This window comes from Collinsella aerofaciens, assembly GCF_015561195.1.
Lineage (GTDB): Bacteria > Actinomycetota > Coriobacteriia > Coriobacteriales > Coriobacteriaceae > Collinsella > Collinsella aerofaciens_AC.
In genome coordinates this window covers 112228-133057 of the sequence record NZ_JADMSU010000002.1, presented here as the reverse complement: position 1 = coordinate 133057, position 20830 = coordinate 112228, and the positions used below count along the sequence as shown (strand labels likewise).

The 20830-nt window shown below is 60.4% G+C and carries 22 protein-coding genes; 13 read left to right on the top strand and 9 right to left on the bottom strand.

Annotation, left to right across the window (positions count from 1 at the left end):
- The first annotated feature begins 51 nt into the window (after nucleotides 1-51).
- The 3 genes from I2H81_RS02840 to I2H81_RS02830 all read left to right on the top strand — a co-directional run bounded on the left by I2H81_RS02840 (nucleotide 52) and on the right by I2H81_RS02830 (nucleotide 2471).
- Nucleotides 52-477 (top strand): potassium channel family protein, encoded by a 426-nt coding sequence (locus I2H81_RS02840; protein ID WP_055252221.1) that lies wholly within the window; start codon nucleotides 52-54, stop codon nucleotides 475-477.
- Nucleotides 478-513: 36 nt separating this feature from the next.
- On the top strand, nucleotides 514-1047 hold the full coding sequence (locus I2H81_RS02835; protein WP_195644471.1) for an LOG family protein: 534 nt from the start codon (nucleotides 514-516) through the stop codon (nucleotides 1045-1047).
- A 125-nt stretch (nucleotides 1048-1172) separates the two neighbouring features.
- Nucleotides 1173-2471, top strand: coding sequence for a chloride channel protein (locus tag I2H81_RS02830; RefSeq protein ID WP_195644470.1), 1299 nt, complete (start codon nucleotides 1173-1175; stop codon nucleotides 2469-2471).
- 94 nt (nucleotides 2472-2565) lie between these two features.
- On the opposite strand, the gene I2H81_RS10565 is transcribed toward I2H81_RS02830, so the two are convergent.
- The 4 genes from I2H81_RS10565 to I2H81_RS02810 all read right to left on the bottom strand — a co-directional run bounded on the left by I2H81_RS10565 (nucleotide 2566) and on the right by I2H81_RS02810 (nucleotide 5490).
- Nucleotides 2566-3441: an EamA family transporter gene (locus I2H81_RS10565; RefSeq protein WP_195644469.1), complete on the bottom strand. Its 876-nt coding sequence runs from the start codon at nucleotides 3439-3441 to the stop codon at nucleotides 2566-2568.
- 68 nt (nucleotides 3442-3509) lie between these two features.
- Nucleotides 3510-4208 (bottom strand): ABC-2 transporter permease, encoded by a 699-nt coding sequence (locus I2H81_RS02820; protein WP_195644468.1) that lies wholly within the window; start codon nucleotides 4206-4208, stop codon nucleotides 3510-3512.
- The gene (locus I2H81_RS02815) at nucleotides 4205-5086 is read right to left on the bottom strand and encodes an ABC transporter ATP-binding protein (protein WP_195644467.1); all 882 of its coding nucleotides are present in this window, start codon (nucleotides 5084-5086) and stop codon (nucleotides 4205-4207) included. Before I2H81_RS02815 ends, I2H81_RS02820 begins: the two co-directional genes overlap by 4 nt.
- Nucleotides 5087-5109: 23 nt before the next feature.
- Nucleotides 5110-5490: a GntR family transcriptional regulator gene (locus I2H81_RS02810; protein WP_055252216.1), complete on the bottom strand. Its 381-nt coding sequence runs from the start codon at nucleotides 5488-5490 to the stop codon at nucleotides 5110-5112.
- A gap of 215 nt (nucleotides 5491-5705) precedes the next feature.
- Here I2H81_RS02810 and I2H81_RS02805 point away from each other — a divergent pair, with 215 nt between their 5' ends.
- The 3 genes from I2H81_RS02805 to I2H81_RS02795 all read left to right on the top strand — a co-directional run bounded on the left by I2H81_RS02805 (nucleotide 5706) and on the right by I2H81_RS02795 (nucleotide 8888).
- Nucleotides 5706-7319 carry a peptide chain release factor 3 gene (locus I2H81_RS02805; protein ID WP_195644466.1) on the top strand — a complete coding sequence of 538 codons (1614 nt, stop codon included), beginning with the start codon at nucleotides 5706-5708 and terminating at the stop codon, nucleotides 7317-7319.
- Between the two features lie 156 nt (nucleotides 7320-7475).
- The gene (locus I2H81_RS02800) at nucleotides 7476-8198 is read left to right on the top strand and encodes a VUT family protein (RefSeq protein ID WP_226812554.1); all 723 of its coding nucleotides are present in this window, start codon (nucleotides 7476-7478) and stop codon (nucleotides 8196-8198) included.
- A 9-nt stretch (nucleotides 8199-8207) separates the two neighbouring features.
- Nucleotides 8208-8888, top strand: a complete 681-nt coding sequence (locus I2H81_RS02795; RefSeq protein ID WP_195644465.1) for an SDR family NAD(P)-dependent oxidoreductase — start codon at nucleotides 8208-8210, stop codon at nucleotides 8886-8888.
- Between the two features lie 50 nt (nucleotides 8889-8938).
- Here I2H81_RS02795 and I2H81_RS02790 read toward each other — a convergent pair whose 3' ends face one another.
- Both I2H81_RS02790 and I2H81_RS02785 read right to left on the bottom strand, forming a co-directional pair.
- Entirely contained in the window at nucleotides 8939-9664 is a 726-nt protein-coding gene (locus tag I2H81_RS02790; protein ID WP_195644464.1) for a uracil-DNA glycosylase, read from the bottom strand.
- Nucleotides 9665-9752: 88 nt separating this feature from the next.
- Entirely contained in the window at nucleotides 9753-10655 is a 903-nt protein-coding gene (locus I2H81_RS02785; protein WP_195644463.1) for a DMT family transporter, read from the bottom strand.
- 158 nt (nucleotides 10656-10813) lie between these two features.
- Between I2H81_RS02785 and I2H81_RS02780 the strand changes: the two genes are divergently transcribed.
- The gene (locus I2H81_RS02780; RefSeq protein ID WP_195625364.1) at nucleotides 10814-11680 is read left to right on the top strand and encodes a LysR family transcriptional regulator; all 867 of its coding nucleotides are present in this window, start codon (nucleotides 10814-10816) and stop codon (nucleotides 11678-11680) included.
- Between the two features lie 27 nt (nucleotides 11681-11707).
- Here the strand turns inward: I2H81_RS02780 and I2H81_RS02775 are convergent, their stop codons facing one another.
- A complete protein-coding gene (locus I2H81_RS02775) occupies nucleotides 11708-13090 on the bottom strand; it encodes an MATE family efflux transporter (RefSeq protein WP_195644462.1) in 1383 nt (460 codons plus the stop codon).
- A 191-nt stretch (nucleotides 13091-13281) separates the two neighbouring features.
- Between I2H81_RS02775 and I2H81_RS02770 the strand changes: the two genes are divergently transcribed.
- Nucleotides 13282-14097 carry a putative RNA methyltransferase gene (locus I2H81_RS02770; RefSeq protein WP_195644461.1) on the top strand — a complete coding sequence of 272 codons (816 nt, stop codon included), beginning with the start codon at nucleotides 13282-13284 and terminating at the stop codon, nucleotides 14095-14097.
- A gap of 128 nt (nucleotides 14098-14225) precedes the next feature.
- Here the strand turns inward: I2H81_RS02770 and I2H81_RS02765 are convergent, their stop codons facing one another.
- Nucleotides 14226-14627, bottom strand: a complete 402-nt coding sequence (locus I2H81_RS02765) for a hypothetical protein (protein ID WP_195644460.1) — start codon at nucleotides 14625-14627, stop codon at nucleotides 14226-14228.
- A gap of 435 nt (nucleotides 14628-15062) precedes the next feature.
- Here I2H81_RS02765 and I2H81_RS02760 point away from each other — a divergent pair, with 435 nt between their 5' ends.
- On the top strand, nucleotides 15063-15767 hold the full coding sequence (locus I2H81_RS02760; protein ID WP_195644459.1) for a class I SAM-dependent methyltransferase: 705 nt from the start codon (nucleotides 15063-15065) through the stop codon (nucleotides 15765-15767).
- A 37-nt stretch (nucleotides 15768-15804) separates the two neighbouring features.
- Here I2H81_RS02760 and I2H81_RS02755 read toward each other — a convergent pair whose 3' ends face one another.
- Nucleotides 15805-16101, bottom strand: a complete 297-nt coding sequence (locus I2H81_RS02755) for a hypothetical protein (RefSeq protein ID WP_195644458.1) — start codon at nucleotides 16099-16101, stop codon at nucleotides 15805-15807.
- 77 nt (nucleotides 16102-16178) lie between these two features.
- Here I2H81_RS02755 and I2H81_RS02750 point away from each other — a divergent pair, with 77 nt between their 5' ends.
- The 4 genes from I2H81_RS02750 (at nucleotide 16179) to I2H81_RS02735 (ending at nucleotide 20791) form a co-directional block, all read left to right on the top strand.
- A complete protein-coding gene (locus I2H81_RS02750; protein ID WP_195644457.1) occupies nucleotides 16179-16667 on the top strand; it encodes a GNAT family N-acetyltransferase in 489 nt (162 codons plus the stop codon).
- A gap of 306 nt (nucleotides 16668-16973) precedes the next feature.
- A complete protein-coding gene (locus I2H81_RS02745; protein ID WP_195644456.1) occupies nucleotides 16974-18980 on the top strand; it encodes an elongation factor G in 2007 nt (668 codons plus the stop codon).
- A 90-nt stretch (nucleotides 18981-19070) separates the two neighbouring features.
- A complete protein-coding gene (locus I2H81_RS02740) occupies nucleotides 19071-20189 on the top strand; it encodes an AAA family ATPase (RefSeq protein WP_195644455.1) in 1119 nt (372 codons plus the stop codon).
- 53 nt (nucleotides 20190-20242) lie between these two features.
- Nucleotides 20243-20791, top strand: coding sequence for a GNAT family N-acetyltransferase (locus tag I2H81_RS02735; RefSeq protein WP_195644454.1), 549 nt, complete (start codon nucleotides 20243-20245; stop codon nucleotides 20789-20791).
- Nucleotides 20792-20830 lie beyond the last annotated feature (39 nt).

The window sequence follows — 20830 nt, the reverse complement described above, 5'->3', positions numbered from 1 at the left end:
TGTGGGACAATAACGAGCGAATGTGATTGGGCGTCTGGAAAAGGGGTCGCGATGAACAAGTTGAGGACGCTTGCCGACGTGTTGCGCCAGGCTGGCTTTGCACGCATCACGGGCCTGTTTCTCGTCTTCTATCTGCTGTGCTCGACGGCCGTCTGGCTGTCCGAGCCCACGACCCTTACGTTTGGCGACGGCCTCTGGTTTAGCTTTGAGACCGTATCGACCATCGGCTTTGGCGATATCCCGGCCGAGACGCCGGTTGCCCGCGCTATCACTGTCGTTTTGAGCGTCATCAGCATCTTCTACATCGCCATGCTCACGGGCGTGGCGGTGAACTACTGCAATACGCTCATCAAGATGCGCCAAAAGGACACCATGGCGCGCTTTATGGACGATCTTGAGCATTTGGAAGAGCTCGATCGTGACGAGCTTGCCGACCTATCGCGCCGTGTGCGCGAATATCGCCGACGCCAACGCTAGAACGGGCGCCGCGCGTCACGATGAGGGGGACTAAATATGAATATCACGGTATACCTGGGCGCCAGCGTTGGTAACGACCCAGCATTTTTGCCTGCGGTGCAAGAGCTGGGCAACTGGATTGGCTCCAACGGGCACGCGCTGGTATACGGCGGGTCCAAATCGGGCCTGATGGGTGCGCTCGCCGATAGCGTACTCGATGCCGGTGGACACGTGACGGGCGTGGAGCCGAGCTTTTTTATCGAGGCCGAGTTTCAGCACGATGGCATCGACGACCTCATCGTGACGAGCGACATGGCCGAGCGTAAGGCCAAGATGATCGAGCTCGGCGACGCGTTCATCGCCTTCCCGGGCGGTACGGGCACGCTCGAGGAGATTGCCGAGGTCATGTCGGCCGTGTCGCTGGGGCATCTGAGCGCGCCGTGCATCCTGTATAACCTGGACGGTTACTACAACGATCTTAAGTCGCTGCTCGAGCATATGATTGATAAGGGGCTATCGAGTCCGCAGCGCCAACAGGGCATCTACTTTGCCGATGACCTGCACGAGATCGCGTCGATTATCAACGGATAAGTCTTGAGCCTGCCCCACTATGACTCCCAATGGTGCCGTTTGCGGCGCAGATGGTTGGCTCGTTCGGGCAACGCTCGCCCTACAATAAAACGTATCCTTGTCGATTTTGACCGCGGGAGGACCCGATGAATAGTCTTGCAAAACCCAAAAACCGTGCGCTGTTTTTAGTGAGCGTTGCCGTGACCGGTGCGTTCGCAGGCGCCGCGGTCTGGCTGTTCTTTTTTGCGATGGAGCACGGTATCGACTATCTATGGACCGAGATTCCGCATATGCTGGGTGTCGCTTCGCCCGAGCTCGCGAGCGGTCCGTTTGGTTTTTTGCCGTACCCGTTTTTCGTCTGCCTGCTGGGCGGCCTGCTGATCGGTCTGTACGAAAAGATGACGGGCACCAAGACCGATGACCTCAACCAGGTGATGGCCAAGGTTAAGCAAGACGGTCGCTACCCGTACGACAACCTGGGCAAGCTTTCACTCGCGGCATTGCTGCCGCTGCTGTTTGGCGGAAGTATTGGACCGGAGGCCGGCCTGACCGGCGTTATCGCGGGTCTGTGCAGCTGGGTCGGCGACCGCATGCGTCGCTTTGGCGCCGAGTTTAGGGAGCTCACGCTGTTGGGCACCCAGGCTGCCCTGACGGCGCTCTTTACCGCGCCCGTGTTTGGCTTTGTGGCGCCGCTCGCCGGTAGCGCCGACGGCCAGGGCGCTGGCGAGGACTCCGCGTCCGACGAGATCACCATCAAGCTGCCCAAGGCGCAAAAGACCGTGGTCTACGGCATCGCGATTGCCGGCGGTCTGGGTACCTACCTGCTGCTCGGCCAGCTCATGGGCGGCGGCATGGGCATGCCCAGGTTCGAGTCCGCCGAGGTGGGCAACCTGGAGCTTACCTGGCTCATCCCTCTGTCGCTGATCGGAACAATCTGCGGCTGGCTGTACTTTGTCTCTGAGCACGCGAGTGAAGCGCTTGCCCATGCCATAGGGGAGCGCCCTGTCGTCAAGGCAATGCTAGCCGGCCTGGCGCTCGCCATCTGCGGAACGGTCCTGCCCTACACCATGTTTGCCGGTGAGACCCAAGCCGATGTACTTATGGAGACCTACCTCACCATTCCCGCCGGCGTGCTTATCGCGACCGGTCTTGTTAAGGCCATGCTGACGCCCGCCCTCATCAACATGGGCTGGCGTGGCGGCCATTTCTTCCCGGTTATCTTCTCGGGCGTGAGCCTGGGCTACGGCCTTGCCATCCTCACTGGCACAGATCCGGTCTTTTGCGTCGCCGTCTGCACGGCATCGACGATGGGTGTCGTCATGCGTCAGCCGGTCATGGTCGTGGGTCTGCTGCTCATGTGCTTCCCGCTCAAGGGTATCGTCTGTATGATCATCGCCGCGGTCATTGCGGCAGGCATTCCGCTGCCCAAGCCCCTGCGCAAGTAGCACGGTAGCGCGCGGGCAATACAAACATCTCAAGCCCGGTGTGGGCGCTGTGTCACGGATTTGCGGGTGGACTGAATCTCGCCTGGCACCGACGCTACTTCCAAATCGCGAGCGCTGCGGTGCCCAGCACGATGAGGAAAAGGCCGATGACGCTTCGATGCGACAGCTTTTCGTTGAAGGCCAGTCGTGCGAACAGCACCGATACGACAATCGATAGTTTGTCGATTTGCACGACGACGCTCACCTGGCCTGCAGCGATGGCGTGGTAGTACAGCAGCCACGACGCGCCGGTCGCAATGCCCGATGCCGCGAGAAATGCGAGTTCGCGCGGGTCAATGCGCGCGACCTGCTCCAGCTTTCCCTTGGCAGCCACGATTGCCCATGCCATAACAAGTACCACACAGGTGCGGATTGCCGTGGCCAGGTTTGACTCGACACCTTCGATGCCGATCTTGGCGAGGACGGAGGTGAGTGCCGCGAACGCGGCGGCGCCGAGGGCGTAAGCGAGCCAGGCTCGGTCTTGCTTTTGCTCTGCGCCGACGGACTGCTTTTTCTCGATCATCAAAAACGTGCCGAGCGTGATAACTGCGGTTCCCACGAGCTTGACCGCCAGGTTGCCTGTCTCACCAAAAAGCACTATGGCGATCAGCACGGCGAGCACGGTGCTCATCTTGTCGACGGGTACAACCTTGTTGACGTCTCCGATGCTGAGCGCCTTAAAGTAACAGATCCACGAGGCGCCGGTGGCGAGTCCCGAGAGGGTGAGGAATAGCCAGGCTTTGGCGGGAATGGCGCCGATTGCTCCGATGGATCCAGAAATGCCCGCCATTGCCCAGGCAAATACGAGCACCACGCAAGTACGGATGGCGGTTGCAACGTCGGAGTCGGTGTGCCTGATGCCGCATTTGGCCAAAATGGATGTGATGCCGGCAAAGAAAGCTGATGCAAATGCTGCTGTAACCCACGACACGGGTTGAGCGCCTCCTCATAAAAGACCGCGCCAGATCTGCGGCGCATGCCCGATGATACCGCGCTTGCCTACAGGTCGCGTGCCCGATAGACCTTGGTGCTGACGATGCAGCTAAGTGCACATAGCGCGAGGGCCAGTACGGCAATTCCTGCGCACAGGCAGCCGAGGACGGCGGGATCGGGATTCGCCCCAGCAATCGACATGAGCCAGTTGCTGATGGGGTTGGAGGAGCTCAGTGTGGCCATGGCAAGGCATCCGAGCAGGGCAAACAGGCCGACGGAAAGGCGCAGCGCCTCCATGTGTCCAAATCGAAAGAACAGCGGCTGTGCCAGAAACACCATCATGAGGGAAATGAGCATGGACGCGGTCGAAGCGATTGCGGTCTCAAAGACGGTCTGTCCCGTCGAGGGGATACCCACGCTGTTGAAGAGCGGGATAGAGACGATGCTCAGAAGCGCGGCGGCGCACGCCATGACAGCCGAGAAGACAACGATGCACAGGTAGCGTGCGCAGATGATGTCTTTGCGCGAGAGGGGCAGTGTTGCCCGATAACGCTCCCATCCGTTTTGATTGTCGAAGCCGGCCAGCGAGCTCATGACCATGATGGGTGACATGGCACTGACCGCGCAGGCGCCGGCACTCATGCCAGAGTCACCGTCCGGTGCGTTGGCGAGGGTCAGTACGACGAAGATGAACAGGCCGACGCCCGCGATGCTCGGGACAAGCGAGCGAACGATGGCGAGCTCGGACATAAAGGCGCGTTTCATTTCGAAGCCCCTTTCAGCATGAGGCAAAGATAGTCATCAATGGTTGCCCGATCGCAGGGAATCTCGGGGAAGGCTTCGAGCACGTCGCGACGGTTGGGCACAAGCACGTCCACGCTATAGGCGTGGTGGGCGGCGCGGGCGCCTTCGACGCACGCCATGAGCTCGGACGCTTGTGCTTGGGTGCAGTGGGCGATGCCGGCTCGGTCGGTAATGTCCTCGCGCGGCAGGTCAAACACAATCGAGCCGTTATCGATGCAGATGACGCGGTCGGCAGCGCGATCGAGGTCGGACGTAATATGACTCGAGAGCAGCACGCTGCGCTGGCCGTCGGAAACAAAGGCGAGCAGCTCGTCAAGCAGCTCTTCGCGTGCCATGGGATCGAGGCCCGCAGTGGCTTCGTCCAAAACGAGCAGCTTGGCATTGTGGCTGAGCGCGCAGGCGAGCTGCAGCTTCATGCCCATGCCGCGGGAGAGGTCCTTGACCTTCGTCTTGGGATCGAGGCCAAATCGGTCGATGAATCCGGCGAACGTTTCGCAGCTCCACGTGGGGTACGCCGGGCCTACGAGCCTCTCGACCTGGCTCACCTTGAGCGTGGAGGGGAAGGGACACGTGTCCAGGACAAGCCCGATGCGGGAGCGCAGGTGGCGCTGCGTCTCATCGGGCACGTCGGCGCCGCAGCGCTGCCCAAACAGGTGCACCTCGCCGGCATCGAGCTTTATAAGCCCAAGCGCGGCGCGAATGGTCGTCGTCTTGCCGGCACCGTTTGCTCCCACAAAGCCGACAATTTGGCCGGGCTCCACGGCAAGCGTGACGTCGCGCAACGAAAAACGGTCGCTCACGCGGCGCGATACACCTTTGAGTTCTAGCAAATTTTGCATGGTATAGCCTTTCTTGCAGATGGCTACTGCATGGTTTCGGGGGCTACGAGGTCGAGCATCTCGTGCAGCTTGTCGCGCGTGACGCCCAAGGCTTCGGCTTGGCTCGCCGCTTTCGCAAGCAGCTCTTCGATATGGCAGAGCTGGTTTTCGCGCAAGAGCTCCTGGTTGCCCTCGGCGACAAAACAGCCCTTGCCCTGCACGGTGCAGATAAAGCCGAGTTGCTCCAGGTCGGCGTAGGCGCGCTTGGTGGTGATGACACTCACGCCAAGATCGCTCGCGAGTGCACGGATGCTGGGGAGTTTGGCTCCCGCCGCGAGCGTGCCCGAAAGGATCTGAGCTTTGACTTGCGAGGCTATTTGCTCGTAGATGGGCTTGTCGCTCGAATTGGATAGGATGATGTCCACAGCGGCTCCTTAGCTGATGGGCTACACGTGTATATAACCGGTAAGCACAGTATATATACACTATGCACAGTTATGCAAGAGACAAATTCGGATTGGGCCAGCTGCCCGGGCCCTGACTGATGAATTTGTCCTGATAGACGCCCTAGAGCGGGATTTCACGGCTACAATAGTGCGGTTACATCGACGTAATGCACTCAATGCAAGAAAGGATCCGCATGGCAAGCCTGTCGGATGAAATCTCGTCGCGCCGCACATTCGCGATCATCAGCCACCCGGACGCCGGTAAGACCACGCTTACCGAGAAGCTGCTGCTCTATACCGGCAGCATCCAGACTGCCGGTTCGGTCAAGGGCAAGAGCTCGGCCAAGCACGCCGTCTCGGACTGGATGGACATCGAGAAGGAGCGCGGCATTTCCGTTACCTCCTCGGTGCTGCAGTTCACCTATAATGGCGCCTGCGTCAACATCCTCGATACCCCCGGCCACCAGGACTTCTCGGAGGATACCTACCGTACCCTTATGGCCGCCGACGCCGCAGTCATGGTCATCGACGGCGCTAAGGGCGTCGAGGCCCAGACCAAAAAGCTCTTTAAGGTCTGTACGCTGCGCCACATTCCCATCTTCACCTTTGTGAACAAGCTCGACCACGAGGCTCGCGACCCCTTTGAGCTTATGGAAGAGATCGAGAATGTCCTGGGAATCAATACGTATCCCATGAACTGGCCGATCGGCAGCGGCCGCAACTTCCGCGGCGTGTTCGACCGTCAGACCCGTCGCGTCATTGCCTTTGAGGGCGACGGTCACGCCAACGCCACCAAGAAGGTCGCCGAGGTCGAGGCCGAGTTGGGCGATCCCGCCATGGACGAGCTTATTGGCGAGGAGAACCATAAGAACCTGATGGACGACATCGAGCTGCTCGATGGCGCCGGCGATGAGCTCGACTTGGATGCCGTGGCCTGCGGCAAGCTGAGCCCGGCGTTCTTTGGCTCGGCGCTCACCAACTTTGGCGTGGAGCCCTTCCTTAAGGAGTTTCTGCGTCTGGCCCCGACGCCGCGCGCCTATACCGATACGCTCACCAGCGAACCGGTCGATCCCTGCCGCGATGACTTTAGCGGCTTTGTGTTTAAGATCCAGGCCAATATGGACAAGAACCACCGCGACCGCATCGCCTTTGTGCGCATTTGCTCGGGCAAGTTCGAGCGTGGCATGGACGCCTTCCACGTGCAGGGCAACCGCAAGCTCAAGCTTGCTACGGGCACGTCGATGATGGCCGATGACCGCGCCATCGTGGACGAGGCGTACGCGGGCGATATCGTGGGCCTGTTCGATCCGGGTATCTTTAGCATCGGTGACACCGTGTGCTCGGGCAAGCGCCATGTGCAGTATCCGCAGATCCCGACGTTTGCCCCCGAGATGTTCGCCCGCATTACGCAGGTCGACACGCTCAAGCGCAAGCAGTTCGTCAAGGGTATGGAGGAGCTTGCCCAGGAGGGTGCCATCCAGATCTTCCGCGAGCTGGGTGCCGGCATGGAGAGCGTCACCGTGGGCGTGGTCGGCGTACTGCAGTTTGAGGTGCTCGAGCGCCGCCTCAAGGCCGAGTATCGTGTTGAGGTTCGTCGCCAGCCGCTGCCCTATACGGACATCCGCTGGATTCAGAACGACCCCGATACCATCGATATCCCGGGCCTTTCGCTCACGCGTGACACGCTGCGCGTCGAGGACATGCGCGGTGGTAAGCTGCTACTGTTCACGAGCCCGTGGAACGTGGATTGGGCAACCGATCACAACCCCGATCTTATCCTGTCGGAGTTTGGCAACGTAGCCTTCTAACGCATCGGCGCGGTGGCCCTGCGGGGCTGCCGCGCCGGTTGCTTGCCTGATGCCGTGTGAGCGGCTATCATACCCACCGTCGTCTCAAGACCGGGGCGTCCGAGCAGTTCGGGTCCGATATCCTGCTCGTTAAACCTAAAACCAAAGGAGTACATAATGATCAAGAAGGTCATGGAGGACTACAAGGTCCTGTTGCGGAGCATTCCCGCGGCAACGGTTTCGCTGTTTTTCGTGAGCGTCATCATGATGAACCTGCTGGCCAACAAAGAGCTTATCAGCCTGCCGTATCTGGCACTCGATTGCGGCTTTGTGGTGAGCTGGGTTTCGTTTTTGTGCCAGGACATGATCTGCAAGCGCTTTGGCGCCAAGGCATCCATCAAAATCTCTATCCTCGCGCTGCTGGTCAACCTGGCCGTGAGCCTGTGCTTTTGGGCATGCTCGCTCACGCCCGGCATGTGGGGCGCCTACTACGACACGGGCATGATCGAGGTCAACACCGCCCTTAACGCCACCATCGGCGGCACCTGGTACGTGGTGCTGGGCTCTTCGCTGGCAATGCTCGTTTCTGCCGTGGTTAACTCCACGCTCAACCAGTCGCTTGGCCGTATGCTCAAAAAGAATAACTTTGCGAGCTTTGCCTTCCGCTCCTATGTGTCCACGGGTGTTGGCCAGTTTATCGACAATCTGGTCTTTGCCATTGTGGTGAGCCACACGTTCTTTGGTTGGACCTGGGTGCAGGTCCTTATGTGCTCGCTGACCGGCGCTGTTGCCGAGCTGCTGTGCGAGGTCTTCCTGAGCCCCGTGGGCTACAAGGTCGTGCGTGGCTGGGAGCGTGAGAATGTGGGCGCCGAGTACCTCGAGCGCCACGCAACCGCCTAAGGAGCAAGTATGCGGGTTTTGATCACGGGCGCTTCGGGCGGCATCGGAGCCGCATGCGTGCAGCGCTTTTTGGACGAGGGCCACGAGGTCGTGGGCTTTGATCTGCAGCCGGCGGCGATCGAACACGAGCGCTACCGCCATCTGATCGTTGATGTCCGCGAACCGGACTCGTTTCCAGACGACCTTGAACCCCAGGTAATCGTAAACGTTGCCGGTACGCAGGATTCGGCCGATGACATCGCCGCCAACCTGTGTGGCACCATCAACGTGACCGAGCGCTACGCCTGTGTGGGGGAGGGGCTTGCCGCCAAGCCGGCGCCGGCTATCAAATCCGTGGTCAATGTGGGGTCGGCGAGCGGACATACGGGATCGGAGTTTCCCGCCTATGCCGCCAGCAAGGGCGGCGTTATCGCCTACACCAAGAACCTTGCAAACCGCCTGGCACCGCAGGCCATCGCCAACAGTGTGGACCCGGGCGGCGTTATCACGCCGCTCAACCGTTGCGTGATGGAAGACGAGCACCTGTGGAACCAGATTATGGAGCTTACGCCGCTTAAGCGCTGGGCCACCGCCCAAGAGATCGCCGAGTGGATCTACTTTGTGGGCGTGACCAACCGTTTTATGACCGGGCAGAGCCTGCTGATCGATGGCGGCGAGGCCGACCGCACACAATTTATTTGGCCCGAATAGGAAACGCGCCCGATGGAAAGCCGTCGGGCGCGTTTTTGATGTATCGGTTTTTAGCCGAGGCAAGTCCAGTTGACGGGGGTCGAGCCGTGCTGTTCGAGTAGCCGATTGGCAGCGGAGAAGGGGCGCGACCCCATAAAGGCGGGGAGTTCTGCCGTGGCGCGGTTTGCCGAAAGCGGCGAGGGGTGCGTGGACGCAAGGCAGAACTTGCTGGTTTTTCTGCCCGCCCCGGTCGCGGCGAGCTTGCCCTCGACCATCTGCTGGGCAAAGCGGCCCCATGCCAAAAAGACGACCGGTTGGGGCAGCAGGCAGCAGCGTTCGATAACATAGTCGGTGAGCGTGCTCCAGCCCAGTTTGGCGTGCGAGTTGGCGGCATGCTCGCGCACGGTGAGCGTGGTGTTGAGGAGCAGGACGCCCTGTTGTGCCCATGGGGTTAGGTCTCCCGTGGCGGGAATGGGGCAGCCTAGATCGGCATTGAGCTCCTTGTAAATGTTGCGCAGGCTCGGCGGCAACTTGGTTTGCGACGCGGGGACCGAGAACGACAGCCCCATTGCCTGGTTGGGTCCGTGATAGGGGTCTTGACCCAAGATGACAACCTTGACTTGGTTGGCCGGCGTATAGGCGAGGGCATTGAGGATGTCGTCTTGTGCCGGGTAGATGGTTTGCTCGGCACGTAAAAGGGCGATGCGCTCGAGCAGCTGGTTCGTTGTGTCACGTATCGGCTGCGGCGCATCGCCCAACCAAGTTGCTATGTTGCGGTCGCGAGTTGCGGTGTCCATGGGGCTCCTTTACGGCAGATGCTCTGTTGGCATCTATTGTAAAGGCGCACCGGTTGCCTTTATGCCGCGGCTGCATGAAGAGTGGGGTCTACGAGACGCGCTCGGGCGCTCCTGCCATGCGAGCGTGTTCATGTGCGCGAAGACGAGGAAGCTCGACGGTTGCCACCATGACACCGGTGAGGATGAGGGCGGCGCCAAAGAAGGCGATGGGGCTCAGGACCTCGCCGACCAGGAAGAACGAGAAGACGGCAGAGCAGACCGGCTCGAGCGAGAAGGCGAAGCCGGTGGTCTCGGCAGGCACGTGGGGCTGCACGAGCGTCTGGGTGATAAAGCCATAGGCAGAGCAGATGAGTGCGAGGGCAACGACGACTACGACCTCGCCCGGCGTGCCGGGAAGCGTGAAACCGCCAAAGACGAACGCGGCGATGCCCGAGAACAGGCCGCCAAAGCCCAGCTGCCAAACGCCCAGAGCCAGCGGGTCGACATCTTCGACAAAGCGCTTCGCCACAATGATGTGGCCGGCATAGACAAAGGCTGAGAGCAACATGATGATCGCACCGGGATTCAGGCTGGTAAAGTCGGCGCCCGAGAGCAGCAACATACCGCAGGTGACGATGGCGGTGCCGACGAGCACCTTGCGCTCGGGGGCGCGACGCAGTAAGGCGGCGTTGGCAAACGGCACGATCACGACCGTCAGGCTCTGCAAAAAGCCAGCGGTGGAGGCGGAGGTGAGGCTGGAGCCCAGGCACATGCAGGTGAGCTCGGTTGCCATGATGGCGCCGATGATGGCGGCGCGAACCATCAGGTCACGGTTGATGCGCAGCGCGTGCTTGTGAAAGAGCACAAGGCAAGCTGCAAAGGCGATGATGCAGCGCAGCGCAACGATGCTCGTGGCGTTCATGCTGTCCATGCCGATCTTCATGAGGGGGTACGAAAAGCCCCATGCGACGGGAACGGAAAATGAGAGCGCGATTGCTTTTTTGCGATCCATGGGACTCCTTTTGTTACAGAACGGTTTCGCAAAAAGGATTCTGCTCCCAGATATGGATGTAGTAAAGCGAATGTATCTTCAGTATGATTAAGAAATACTAATGCTAGTAGAAAAAGCCCTGGCAAAACGTTTTACGGCTGCATTGATGTGGAGGCACGATGGCATCGCGGTATCAGATTGTTTGTATGGTGGTCGATCGCGGCAGCCTGAAGGGCGCGGCCGACGAGCTAGGCTATACGCAAAGTGCGGTGAGCCAGGCCGTCAAGGCGCTCGAGCGCGAGCTGGGTACCACGCTTATCGAGCGCGGTAAGCAAGGTGTCTCGCTTACGCGCGACGGCAAGCAGTACCTGCCGTATCTGCGCCAAATCGTAACTGCCGAGGCCGAGCTTGAGGGCAAGCGTCAGGAGTTGCTGGGACTCTCCTCGACTGATATTCGAATCGCGACGTTTACTAACGTGAGCCGCACCGTATTGCCGCGCGTGATTCGCGACTTTGGGGCTCTGCATCCGGGCGTGCACTTTACCCTCAAGCAGGGCGATTACACGCGCAACGCTCAATGGGTACACGATGGCGTGGTTGATTTTTGTTTTACGGCGCGCGGATTTACCGCGGGGCTCGAGAAGCGCGTGGTCTATCACGACGAGTTGGTAGCATTGTTGCCGGCCGCGCATCCGCTGACGGCAAAGGAAAAGGTGACACTCGCCGACCTGGCGTCCGAACCGTTTGTGTTACTGGATGAGGGCGAACAGAGCCTGGTGCTCGATGCATTCGCGGCGCATGGGCTGTCGCCGCACGTGACGAGTGAGGTGACCGACGACTACACCATTATGGCGATGGTGGAGGAGGGCCTAGGAGTGAGCATGCTCTACCGTCGTACTGTGGAGGGCATGCGAGCCGATATTTGTGTGCGGCCCATCGTGCATGCCCCCTCGCGCGACGTGGTGGCCGCCTGGCGCAGCTGGGACACCATGCCCATCGCCACGAGGCGCTTTATCGACTATATGAGCTCTCATATTGTCAATTAATGACTGGCGTGACGTTGAGTGCGGTGTTTAGCGGGCAGTCGCTTTGACTTGGGCGGTGCGATAAGTGCGTGCCGGGTGGCAGAGCAATACCGCCACGACCATAAAGAATGCCGTGGTGCCTAGGCTGATGGGGTAGACCATCATGATGTTCGCAAAGGTACGGAAGTGCGGGAACACGCAGAATACCCAATAGAAGCGAATGCCGCAGACGCAGATCATGGTGATGAGGGCAGGCATGAGCGAGATGCCAAAGCCGCGTAGGTAACCGGACATGTTTTCGTAGAACATGCTAAAGGCGTAGGCCGGGAAGATCGAGCACACGCGGATATAGCCGATCGAGACGATGTTGGGGTCGCTATTAAACAGCGCTAGGATCTCGCGCCCCAGACCGACGATGATAACGATGGTAGTGAGCGCGACGATGCCACCTTCGACCAGGCAGACCTTGAGTGTTTTGGTGCAGCGGTCGATTTGGCGAGCGCCGTGGTTTTGTCCCACAAAGGTGGTGCAGGCCTGGCTAAAGCTGTTGAGCAGGTTGTAGCACACGTACTCCAGGCTCATGGCGGCGCTCGATGCCGCCATGACCTCGGTGCCCAAGCTGTTGATGGCGGACTGGATGATGATGTTGGCGACGGCGAAGACGGCGCTTTGGATGCCGGCGGGAAGGCCAATCTTGACGATGCGCTTGAGGGCGACGGGGTCTAAGCCTAAGTCGCGCGGGGTGACGCGGACGACGGAGTCGGTCTTGAGCAGGCGGATAAAGAGTGTGGCGGCGCTGACGGTGTAGGCGATGGCGGTGGCGATGGCGACGCCCGCGACGCCCCAGTGGAGCACGGGGACAAAGATGAGGTCCAGGCCAATGTTGAGGACGGTGGACACGGCGAGCGCCTGCAGCGGCATGCGGGTGATGCCGACGGAGCGGAAGATCGCGGCCTCAAAGTTGTAGAGCAGGATCGAGGGCATGCTGAGCAAAAAGACGCGCAGGTAGAGCGAAGCGAGCGGCATGGTTTCGGCGGGAACGTTGAGCGCGGCGAGCATGGGCTCGGCAAAGATCTCGCCCAGCGCGATGACGACAAAGCCCACAAGCGCCATGAGAATCGAGGTGTGGACGGCGCGGCTGACCATGTTCTGATCGTTGCGGCCGATAGCGTTGGCGATGACCACGTTGGAGCCAAGCGACATGCCAATAAAAAGGTTGAGCATAAGACTGGTAAGCGGAACATTGGAGCCGACCGCCGCCATGGCGAGGGTTCCCTGGTCGCCCGAGAAGTTACCGATGATGACCGTGGCGATGAGGTTCGACAGCTGCTCCAAGATGCTCGTGGCGGCCACGGGGAAGGCGAACAGGGGAATATTGCGCCACAGCGAGCCGGTGGTCATGTCAATGTGCTTAGATGCGGTATCAGCCATACGCTCTCAATCTCTAATGTGCTTGTTCACGCTTATTTGCGCAGACGATGATACTCCTAACGCAACCAATCGGCACTTAGGGACGTTCCTTTTCTGCCGGCAGCTGGGGACACTCCTTGTCTCTTCTATGACTAGGTGGGGAAGGCGTGCGACAATGGTGGGCGTTGTGTTGTTCGCGCTAAGGAGTTGCCATGTTGTTGTGTCCCGTTTGCCATGAACCGTTGGTGGACGACGAGCGCGGTGCTGCATGCGCGGGCGGACACCGATTTGACCGTGCGCGCGAGGGCTATCTCTATCTGCTGTGCTCGTCCAAGAGCGGTGACTCCATGGGTGATCCCAAGTCGCAGGCGCGCAGCCGTCGTGACTTTCTGAACCGTGGATACTACGCGCCGTTGCGCGATGCGATGGTCGAGCTGGTGCGCGAGCGGGTGTCTGGACGTGCCGCGTCTACGAACTGCCCCATGACGCTGCTCGATATTTGCTGCGGCGAGGGCTACTACACCAGCGCTATGGGCGTGGTGCCGGGCGTAGATGCTTACGGTTTCGACCTGGGCAAGGAGATGGTGCGCCTTGCCGCCAAGCGCGGCGATGCGACGTACTTCGTGGCCAACATGAAAGATATCCCCGTGGCTGATGGCGCCTTTGATATGGTGACCGAGCTCTTCGCTCCCTTTAACGAGCGTGAGTTTGCCCGCGTGCTGGCGCCAGAGGGTTCGCTCTACACCGTGGTGCCGGGTGCTCGGCATCTGTTTGGCCTCAAAGAGGTGCTCTACGACACGCCATATCTCAATGACGAGAAGCTGCCGAAGACCACCGAACTCGAGTTGGTCTCAACGCAGCGGGTGTTTGCGAATATTACGCTCCAGACCCAGGTCGACATCGAAGCCGTATTTCAGATGACGCCCTACTACTACCGCACGCGCCCTGCCGACAAAGAGCGCCTGGCAAATTTGGATACCCTTCAAACCGACATCGACTTCATCATCGCCGAGTACCGCCACAGCTAACAGCCTGCCAAAAAGGGACAGGTTTATTTTGGCAGGTGTTATCTGGGCAAACGTAAAGGGCCGACCGCAGAGATGCGCGATCGGCCCTTTTTAGTTGCTTGACTGCAGAGGTTATGAGGAGTGAGCGCCTACAGGCGGTCCTTGTTCTCGGCCTTAACGGCGTGCGCCTGCTGAATAAAGAACAGGTCGTAGACCACGATGACAAAGGCTCCAATATTGACGGCGCTGCCGCCGAGCGCGGGAAGGGTAAGCACAGCCTGCGCAATCGTGGCGATTGCAGCAACGATGCCGAGCTTAAACGCGCCATCTACCTGCGAAGGCTTGTTGGCACCCTTGATGCCCGCAACACCAGCGGCAAGATCAACGAGGCCCTTGGCGATAATCACGACCGCGGCGAGCATGGCATTCGATCCGTAGGTGGACTCGAGCTTGCCGGTCGCGATGCCGGCGATTCCAATGACGAGACTGGCGATGCCCAGAACAAAATAAATCAGGGCAAGGATTTTGAGTGTCTTGCGAGCGGCGCTCATAACTGGTCCTTTCGATGCGGGCGCGGTGAATCTGTCGCACCCAGGTTGCGACATATATGGTGAAGCACATTGTAGTTCAACGGAGCGATGCATGCGTTTGAAAGCGCTTTGAGCCTGTGCGGCCCAACCTTTCAAAAAGGAAAGCTGGGCGTAAGCAAAATCGATGGCAGCGTATGTGCGGCGCTGCGATGATGAGGCCATGGTAAGAGCTGGACCGAAGGAGGAGCCATGATGTACGGAGCCAAGCAAGTGCGTGAGCCGCGTTCGTTAGGAAGGCGTATGGGCGATTCCGTGATCGCTGCCGTGTGCACGGGATTGATGGCGGTGCTTTGCATCGGGATGCTGTGGACCATGTCGCGTGTGGGACAATAGCGGACGGTTGGGTGCCAACTGAGGTGGCGCTCACGTATTCGTTTTGCTTGCTAAGGAGTGTCCATGGGCGTCGTCGATCCCTTTTCTGTTGCTCGGGCTGCTGGGCTCGAGCTCGTGCGGACGTCCGAGGGCCTTACGCTCACCGACGGCACGATGGAGTTGCGTGCCGATTTTGGCCGCATGCTTCCACGGCTCAAGCAGGGCCGTTTGCAGCAAGAGCTGTTGGTAAAGGCTGCGCGCGCAAAAGGCATCGAGCGCCCATGGGCGATTGATGCCACGGCAGGCTTTGGCGAGGATTCGCTGCTGCTGGCGGCCGCGGGCTTTACCGTCGATCTGTATGAACAGGATTGCGTGATCGCGGCGCTCCTCAAGGATGCCTTGGATCGCGCGGCAGATGATCCGGCGCTTGCGATAGCCGTGGCGCGCATGCGCTTACATGCGGGCGAGGATAGCGTTGCCGGCCTTCGCCATACAGCTGAGCTGATCGGGCAGGGCGAGCTCACCGCTCCTGACGTGGTATATCTGGACCCCATGTTTCCCGGGCGCACCAAGAGCGCGGCGGTGAAAAAGAAGTTCCAACTCTTGCATCATCTGGAGCAGCCGTGCGCCGACGAGGAGACGCTGGTCCAGGCAGCACTTGCGGTGTATCCGCGCAAGGTCGTTATCAAGCGGCCGGTTAAGGGGCCACTGCTTGCCGGCGTTAAGCCGAGCTATCAGCTTGCGGGCAAGGCCGTTCGTTACGATGTTTTGGTGCCGCCGCGCCCGTAGCTTGCTTGCGATTGCCGGCGCCGTGCCGATGCGGGGTCTATTTCCAAGGGTGCGACGTCAGGTGCCAGCCGCCGCAGTATTCGCATTTGTAGCAGGCCAAACCACGCCGTCCGCGGTTTTCGCAGTCGGCCATAACGGCTTCGGCCTCGGCGCGCGTGTCGTAACGGTTTTTGCGCTCGCACGACTTGTAGCGCCAGGCTTCATCGCGTTCGGCGTCCAGGGCCTCGCGGCGCTCATCCTCGCGCGCAAACAGGTCGCTCATATCGCCGCCGGTGGCAGCGCCCAAAAACTCGCTTTTGGCTTTTGACCAGGCGGCTCGCTTTTTGCTACCCATCTGCTTCGCGCCCCTCTCCAAACGTTGGTATCATTGCTCAATCAAAGTGATACCAATAAACGTGAGGTCGCCGCGTGATGATCAGAAAAACCCTCGATACCGACATTCCCGCCGTCATGGCTATCTATGACGCGGCCCGCGCCTTTATGCGCGCGCATGGTAACGCCACGCAGTGGCCGGTAGGCACGCCCTCGGCCGAGCAGCTCAAAAGCGATATTGCCGCGGGCGGTAGCTATGTGTGCGAGGAAGACGGGCGCGTGGTGGCGACGTTTGCCTTTCTGCCGGGGCCGGACAGTTCCTACGATGCGATCGAGGGCGGCCAGTGGCGCAGCGATGCCCCGTATGCTGTGCTGCACCGCGTGGCATCCGACGGCACCACGCATGGCGTCGCGGCTGCGATGTTTGCCTTTGCCAAGGAACGCGCCGACCATCTGCGTATCGACACGCACGAGGACAACTTGCCCATGCAGGGCGTCATCGCCAAGGCCGGGTTTAAGCGTGCCGGTACCGTATATGTGTCGGACGGTACGCCGCGTGTCGCGTTTGATTGGCTGCGCGAGGCGTAGGAGCCAAGGCACGTATCATCACCCAGCTCAAATAAAAAATGGCCCCGAGTGGGGCCATTTTTGGTAAAACGCGTCGTTGTGGGGCTCGCGTTGTTACTGCCCCAGATAAGCCCGGGCAGACAAAAAGGGGAGGTGCCGGCTTTCGCAAGGCGCGAACCTACGAAAATCGCCGCGCGGCAACGCAGGGCGATGAGCTCGGTCGGGGGATAGGGCCCGCTTCGCCCGCCGGCCCGTAAATTGTATCATCCAGTGTGGAACGAGGATGCCCGTCGCCGCGTGCGATGGGCTTGCAATAAGAGGAGAGCCATGTCGAAGCAAGCGGTCGTTGGAATCTTGGCGCATGTCGATGCCGGCAAGACCACGCTGGCCGAGGCCATGCTGTTCAACGCGGGTCGCATTCGCAAGCGCGGCCGCGTGGACGATGGCGATTCGCATCTGGACACTGACGCGATCGAGCGCGAGCGCGGCATCACGATCTTCTCGTCGCAGGCCGTGCTCGACCACGGCGATACCCACGTCATGCTCGTGGATGCACCGGGGCATGTCGATTTTTCTGCCGAGGCGGAGCGCATGCTGCGCGCACTCGACTATGCGATTTTGGTTGTGGGTGCCAACGATGGCGTGCAGGGGCACACCGAAACCCTGTGGCGCCTGCTTGCGCGCTATGACATCCCGACGTTCATCTATATCAACAAAATCGATTTGGAGAATCCCGGCCGCGATGTTTTGCTGGCACAGCTTGGGCAGCGTCTTTCCGAAGGCTGTCTGGATGCCAACGAGCTGCTGGCGGGCGGTGCCGTTCAGGAGGATGCTGCTGCGTTGGACGAGGCGGCACTCGAGGAGTTTCTTGAAGCGGGTGAGCTTTCCGTCGCAACGCTGTCGCGCATGGTTGCCGAGCGCAAGCTCTTTCCCTGCTTTGCCGGCTCGGCGCTCAAGGACCAAGGCGTGGACGAGCTGTTGGATGGCATATGCGCGCTGATGCGTGAGCAGGCGTGGTCCCCGGAGTTTGCCGCGCGCGTCTATCGTGTCAGCCGCGGAGATCGCGGCGAGCGTTTGGCTTGGGTTAAAGTGACCGGTGGCACGCTGCACGCCAAGCAGATGATTGACGGACGTTCCGGTGCCGAGGCATGGGAGCAGAAGGTCGATCAAGTACGCATCTATAACGGCGAGAAGTATGAGCTTGCGCAAGAAGTTGCTGCTGGCGGTATTTGTGCCGTGACGGGTCTTGCGCACGTTCGCCCAGGGGACGCCCTGGGCGCGGAGCCCGCGGGCGATGCGCCCGTCATTGCGCCAGTCCTCACCTATACGGTGCTTCCGGGCGAACACGATGTCCACGCGGTGTTCAAAGCGCTGACTGAGTTGGCGGACGAAGATCCCATGCTCGGCGTAAGCTGGAATACGCATCTTGAGCAGATTCACCTGCAGTTGATGGGCGCCGTGCAGCTCGAGGTCGTGCAGCGCGTGCTGGCCGATCGTTTTGGCCTTGCGGTCGAGTTTGAGCCCGGCGGCATTCTCTATAAGGAGACTATCTCGCAGCCGGTCGAGGGTGTGGGCCACTTTGAGCCACTGCGCCACTATGCCGAGGTGCATTTGCGCTTGGAGCCGTTGCCGGCGGGGTCGGGCGTGCAGTTTGGCACCGTGACCTCGACCGACGAGCTCGATCTTAACTGGCAGCGTCTGGCGCTCACCAACGCTATGGAGCGCGATCACCTGGGCGTGTTGACGGGCTCGCCCATCACCGATGTGCGCATCACGCTCACGGGCGGCCGCGCGCACGCCAAACACACCGAGGGCGGCGATTTTCGCCAGGCCACGTACCGCGCGATTCGCCAGGGTTTGATGCAGGCGCGTGAGGCCGGCGCAGCCGTGCTGCTGGAGCCGTGGTACCACTTTGAGCTCGAGGTGCCGGGGGAGTGCGTGGGCCGGGCGTTGTCAGACGCCACGCGCATGGGTGCCGAGTACGAGTCGCCGACGATGACGGGCGACCGGGTAAAGCTTGTGGGTCGCGTGCCGGCATTCGAGGTGCAGGATTACGCGCTGGAGGTGGCTGCCTACACGAGCGGTCGCGGACATCTGTACCTGGAGTTCGCCGGTTATGCGGCTTGCCATGATGCCGAGCGCGTAATCGAGGCGGCCGCCTACGAGCCCGAGGCCGATCTGCCCAACACGCCCGACTCGGTTTTTTGCTCTCACGGCGCCGGCTACACGGTCAAATGGTACGACGTACCCGCCGCGGCGCACGTAAAGGTCGATCCCAGCACCTTCCGTCCCTGGCGAGCGGCAGACGCCGAGTTTTTCGGCCATAGGCGATAGAGGTTCAGTCTCTTTGTTACATGCTATTGGTATAACTCGGTATAAGTTAGTATAACTATTACCAGGGTTTGCCAATCCGAGGAGGCCGGCATGAATCCAAATCCCTTTAAGCCGACGGCAGGCAAGCGGCCCCCGATGCTCATCGGTCGCGAGTCGGTCGTCGAAGATTTCGAGGAAGGGCTCGATAACGGCGCCGGAGCGCCGGGCAGGCTCATGCTCATTACGGGAAACCGCGGTTGCGGCAAGACGGTTCTCCTGCGGGAGCTGCAACGTCTAGCCAAAGAACGCGGATGGGCGGTTGTCTCCGATTCTGCTTCGCTTGGCTTGTGCGATCGCCTGGCCGACGCGCTTCGCTCGAATAAACCCGTTGTGACGTCAATGGAGTTTGGGCCGTCGTTTGGTCGGATGTCGGTCGAGGCGGCTCGGGCAAAGGGCGAGACGCTACGGGGGCTGGTCAACGAGCGCCTCAAGAAGCTCGGTCCAGGCAAGGGCATCCTGTTTGCGATTGACGAGGCGCAATCTGCGTCAATCGAGGAACTGGCGGCTCTTGCCGTTCTCTATCAGCAGGTGCTCGGAGATCAGGATGCTACGGGCCTGTCCGATAGCGACCAGCGCGGTCTTGCGCTGGCGTTCGCCGGCTTACCCAGTATGGTTGACGATCTGCTCGAAGAGCCGAGCGTGACGTTTTTGCGGCGTGCCCAGCAGCGTACGTTGGGGGCGATATCTTTGCCCAAGGTGCGCGATTCGTATATCCAGACGGTCAAAGACGCCGGGCTTTACGTTGACGCGGAGACGGCGGACCTTGCGGCGCGCAAGAGCATGGGGCATCCCTACATGGTTCAGCTGGTGGGCTATTACATGTGGCGCTCTACTGTCCGGCGTGGCTCGCAGGTCATCGAAAGGCGCGATGTCGAGGATGGCCATGCGGATGCCGTCTCCGAGTTCTACGAAGCGGTTGACGCGCCTCTGTATTACGGGCTGCGCAGTCCACAGCGCCTCTTTATCGAGACCATGGCGGTTGACGAGGGCAAACCGACGCGCATGGCGGATATCATTGAGCGCTGCGATCGCACCCAGAGCTGGGCGAGTAAATATCGCGCAAGCCTGATTCGCGAGCGCGTCATCGAGGCTGCCGGATACGGCCTGGTCCGGTTTACCGTGCCCATGCTGGGCGAGTACATCCGCGACCGCGTTTTATGGCACGGGTAATGTGACAAAGGGACTGTCCCTTTGTCACATCGATGTTTGAGAGGGGCCAAAGCATGGTGATTCATACTGAGCGTTTGACGCTTCGTCCGTGGCGCGAGACGGATGCGGCGATCCTGTTTACATATGCGAGCGACCCGGACGTGGGACCGGCTGCGGGCTGGCCGCCCCATCGAAGCATTGAGGAGAGCAGGGAGATCATTCGGACAGTCTTTGCGGCACCCCATACCTTTGCCCTTTGCCTGGCTGAGACAGACGAGCCTGTGGGCAGCATCGGGCTCATGCCGCCTCGTTGCGAGTCGAACAGCCAAAGCGCTGGACTCGAACTCGAGGTGGGGTATTGGGTCGCCAAGCCGTTTTGGGGCCGAGGCTTTGCTCCCGAGGCAGTTCGGGCCATGCAACGTTATGCGTTTGAAACGCTTGGCTGCAAGGTACTTTGGTGCGGATACTACGAGGGCAATAACAAGTCGTTACGCGTTCAGCAAAAGTGCGGATTCGCGCCGCATCACGTTAAGCGCGACGTGCCCTGCGAGCTTATGGGCGATGTACGTACCGAGTGCTTTACGTATTTGACCTGCGAAGACTGGCGCAGACAGACAATGTGACAAAGGGACAGTCCCTTTGTCACATTCGATCAACGGGAG

Excerpts from the sequence above, each read along its gene's own strand:
- I2H81_RS02740 (WP_195644455.1), top strand. The coding sequence starts at position 19,071 with ATGAATCCAAATCCCTTTAAGCCGACGGCAGGCAAGCGGCCCCCGATG.
- I2H81_RS02780 (WP_195625364.1), top strand. The coding sequence starts at position 10,814 with ATGGCATCGCGGTATCAGATTGTTTGTATGGTGGTCGATCGCGGCAGC.
- I2H81_RS02750 (WP_195644457.1), top strand. The coding sequence starts at position 16,179 with ATGATCAGAAAAACCCTCGATACCGACATTCCCGCCGTCATGGCTATC.
- I2H81_RS02835 (WP_195644471.1), top strand. The coding sequence starts at position 514 with ATGAATATCACGGTATACCTGGGCGCCAGCGTTGGTAACGACCCAGCA.
- I2H81_RS02820 (WP_195644468.1), bottom strand. The coding sequence starts at position 4,208 with ATGAAACGCGCCTTTATGTCCGAGCTCGCCATCGTTCGCTCGCTTGTC.
- I2H81_RS02760 (WP_195644459.1), top strand. The coding sequence starts at position 15,063 with ATGGGCGTCGTCGATCCCTTTTCTGTTGCTCGGGCTGCTGGGCTCGAG.
- I2H81_RS02785 (WP_195644463.1), bottom strand. The coding sequence starts at position 10,655 with ATGGATCGCAAAAAAGCAATCGCGCTCTCATTTTCCGTTCCCGTCGCA.
- I2H81_RS02770 (WP_195644461.1), top strand. The coding sequence starts at position 13,282 with ATGTTGTTGTGTCCCGTTTGCCATGAACCGTTGGTGGACGACGAGCGC.
- I2H81_RS02805 (WP_195644466.1), top strand. The coding sequence starts at position 5,706 with ATGGCAAGCCTGTCGGATGAAATCTCGTCGCGCCGCACATTCGCGATC.
- I2H81_RS02755 (WP_195644458.1), bottom strand. The coding sequence starts at position 16,101 with ATGGGTAGCAAAAAGCGAGCCGCCTGGTCAAAAGCCAAAAGCGAGTTT.
- I2H81_RS02735 (WP_195644454.1), top strand. The coding sequence starts at position 20,243 with ATGGTGATTCATACTGAGCGTTTGACGCTTCGTCCGTGGCGCGAGACG.
- I2H81_RS02800 (WP_226812554.1), top strand. The coding sequence starts at position 7,476 with ATGATCAAGAAGGTCATGGAGGACTACAAGGTCCTGTTGCGGAGCATT.
- I2H81_RS02830 (WP_195644470.1), top strand. The coding sequence starts at position 1,173 with ATGAATAGTCTTGCAAAACCCAAAAACCGTGCGCTGTTTTTAGTGAGC.
- I2H81_RS02775 (WP_195644462.1), bottom strand. The coding sequence starts at position 13,090 with ATGGCTGATACCGCATCTAAGCACATTGACATGACCACCGGCTCGCTG.
- I2H81_RS02790 (WP_195644464.1), bottom strand. The coding sequence starts at position 9,664 with ATGGACACCGCAACTCGCGACCGCAACATAGCAACTTGGTTGGGCGAT.
- I2H81_RS02795 (WP_195644465.1), top strand. The coding sequence starts at position 8,208 with ATGCGGGTTTTGATCACGGGCGCTTCGGGCGGCATCGGAGCCGCATGC.
- I2H81_RS02840 (WP_055252221.1), top strand. The coding sequence starts at position 52 with ATGAACAAGTTGAGGACGCTTGCCGACGTGTTGCGCCAGGCTGGCTTT.
- I2H81_RS02765 (WP_195644460.1), bottom strand. The coding sequence starts at position 14,627 with ATGAGCGCCGCTCGCAAGACACTCAAAATCCTTGCCCTGATTTATTTT.
- I2H81_RS02815 (WP_195644467.1), bottom strand. The coding sequence starts at position 5,086 with ATGCAAAATTTGCTAGAACTCAAAGGTGTATCGCGCCGCGTGAGCGAC.
- I2H81_RS02745 (WP_195644456.1), top strand. The coding sequence starts at position 16,974 with ATGTCGAAGCAAGCGGTCGTTGGAATCTTGGCGCATGTCGATGCCGGC.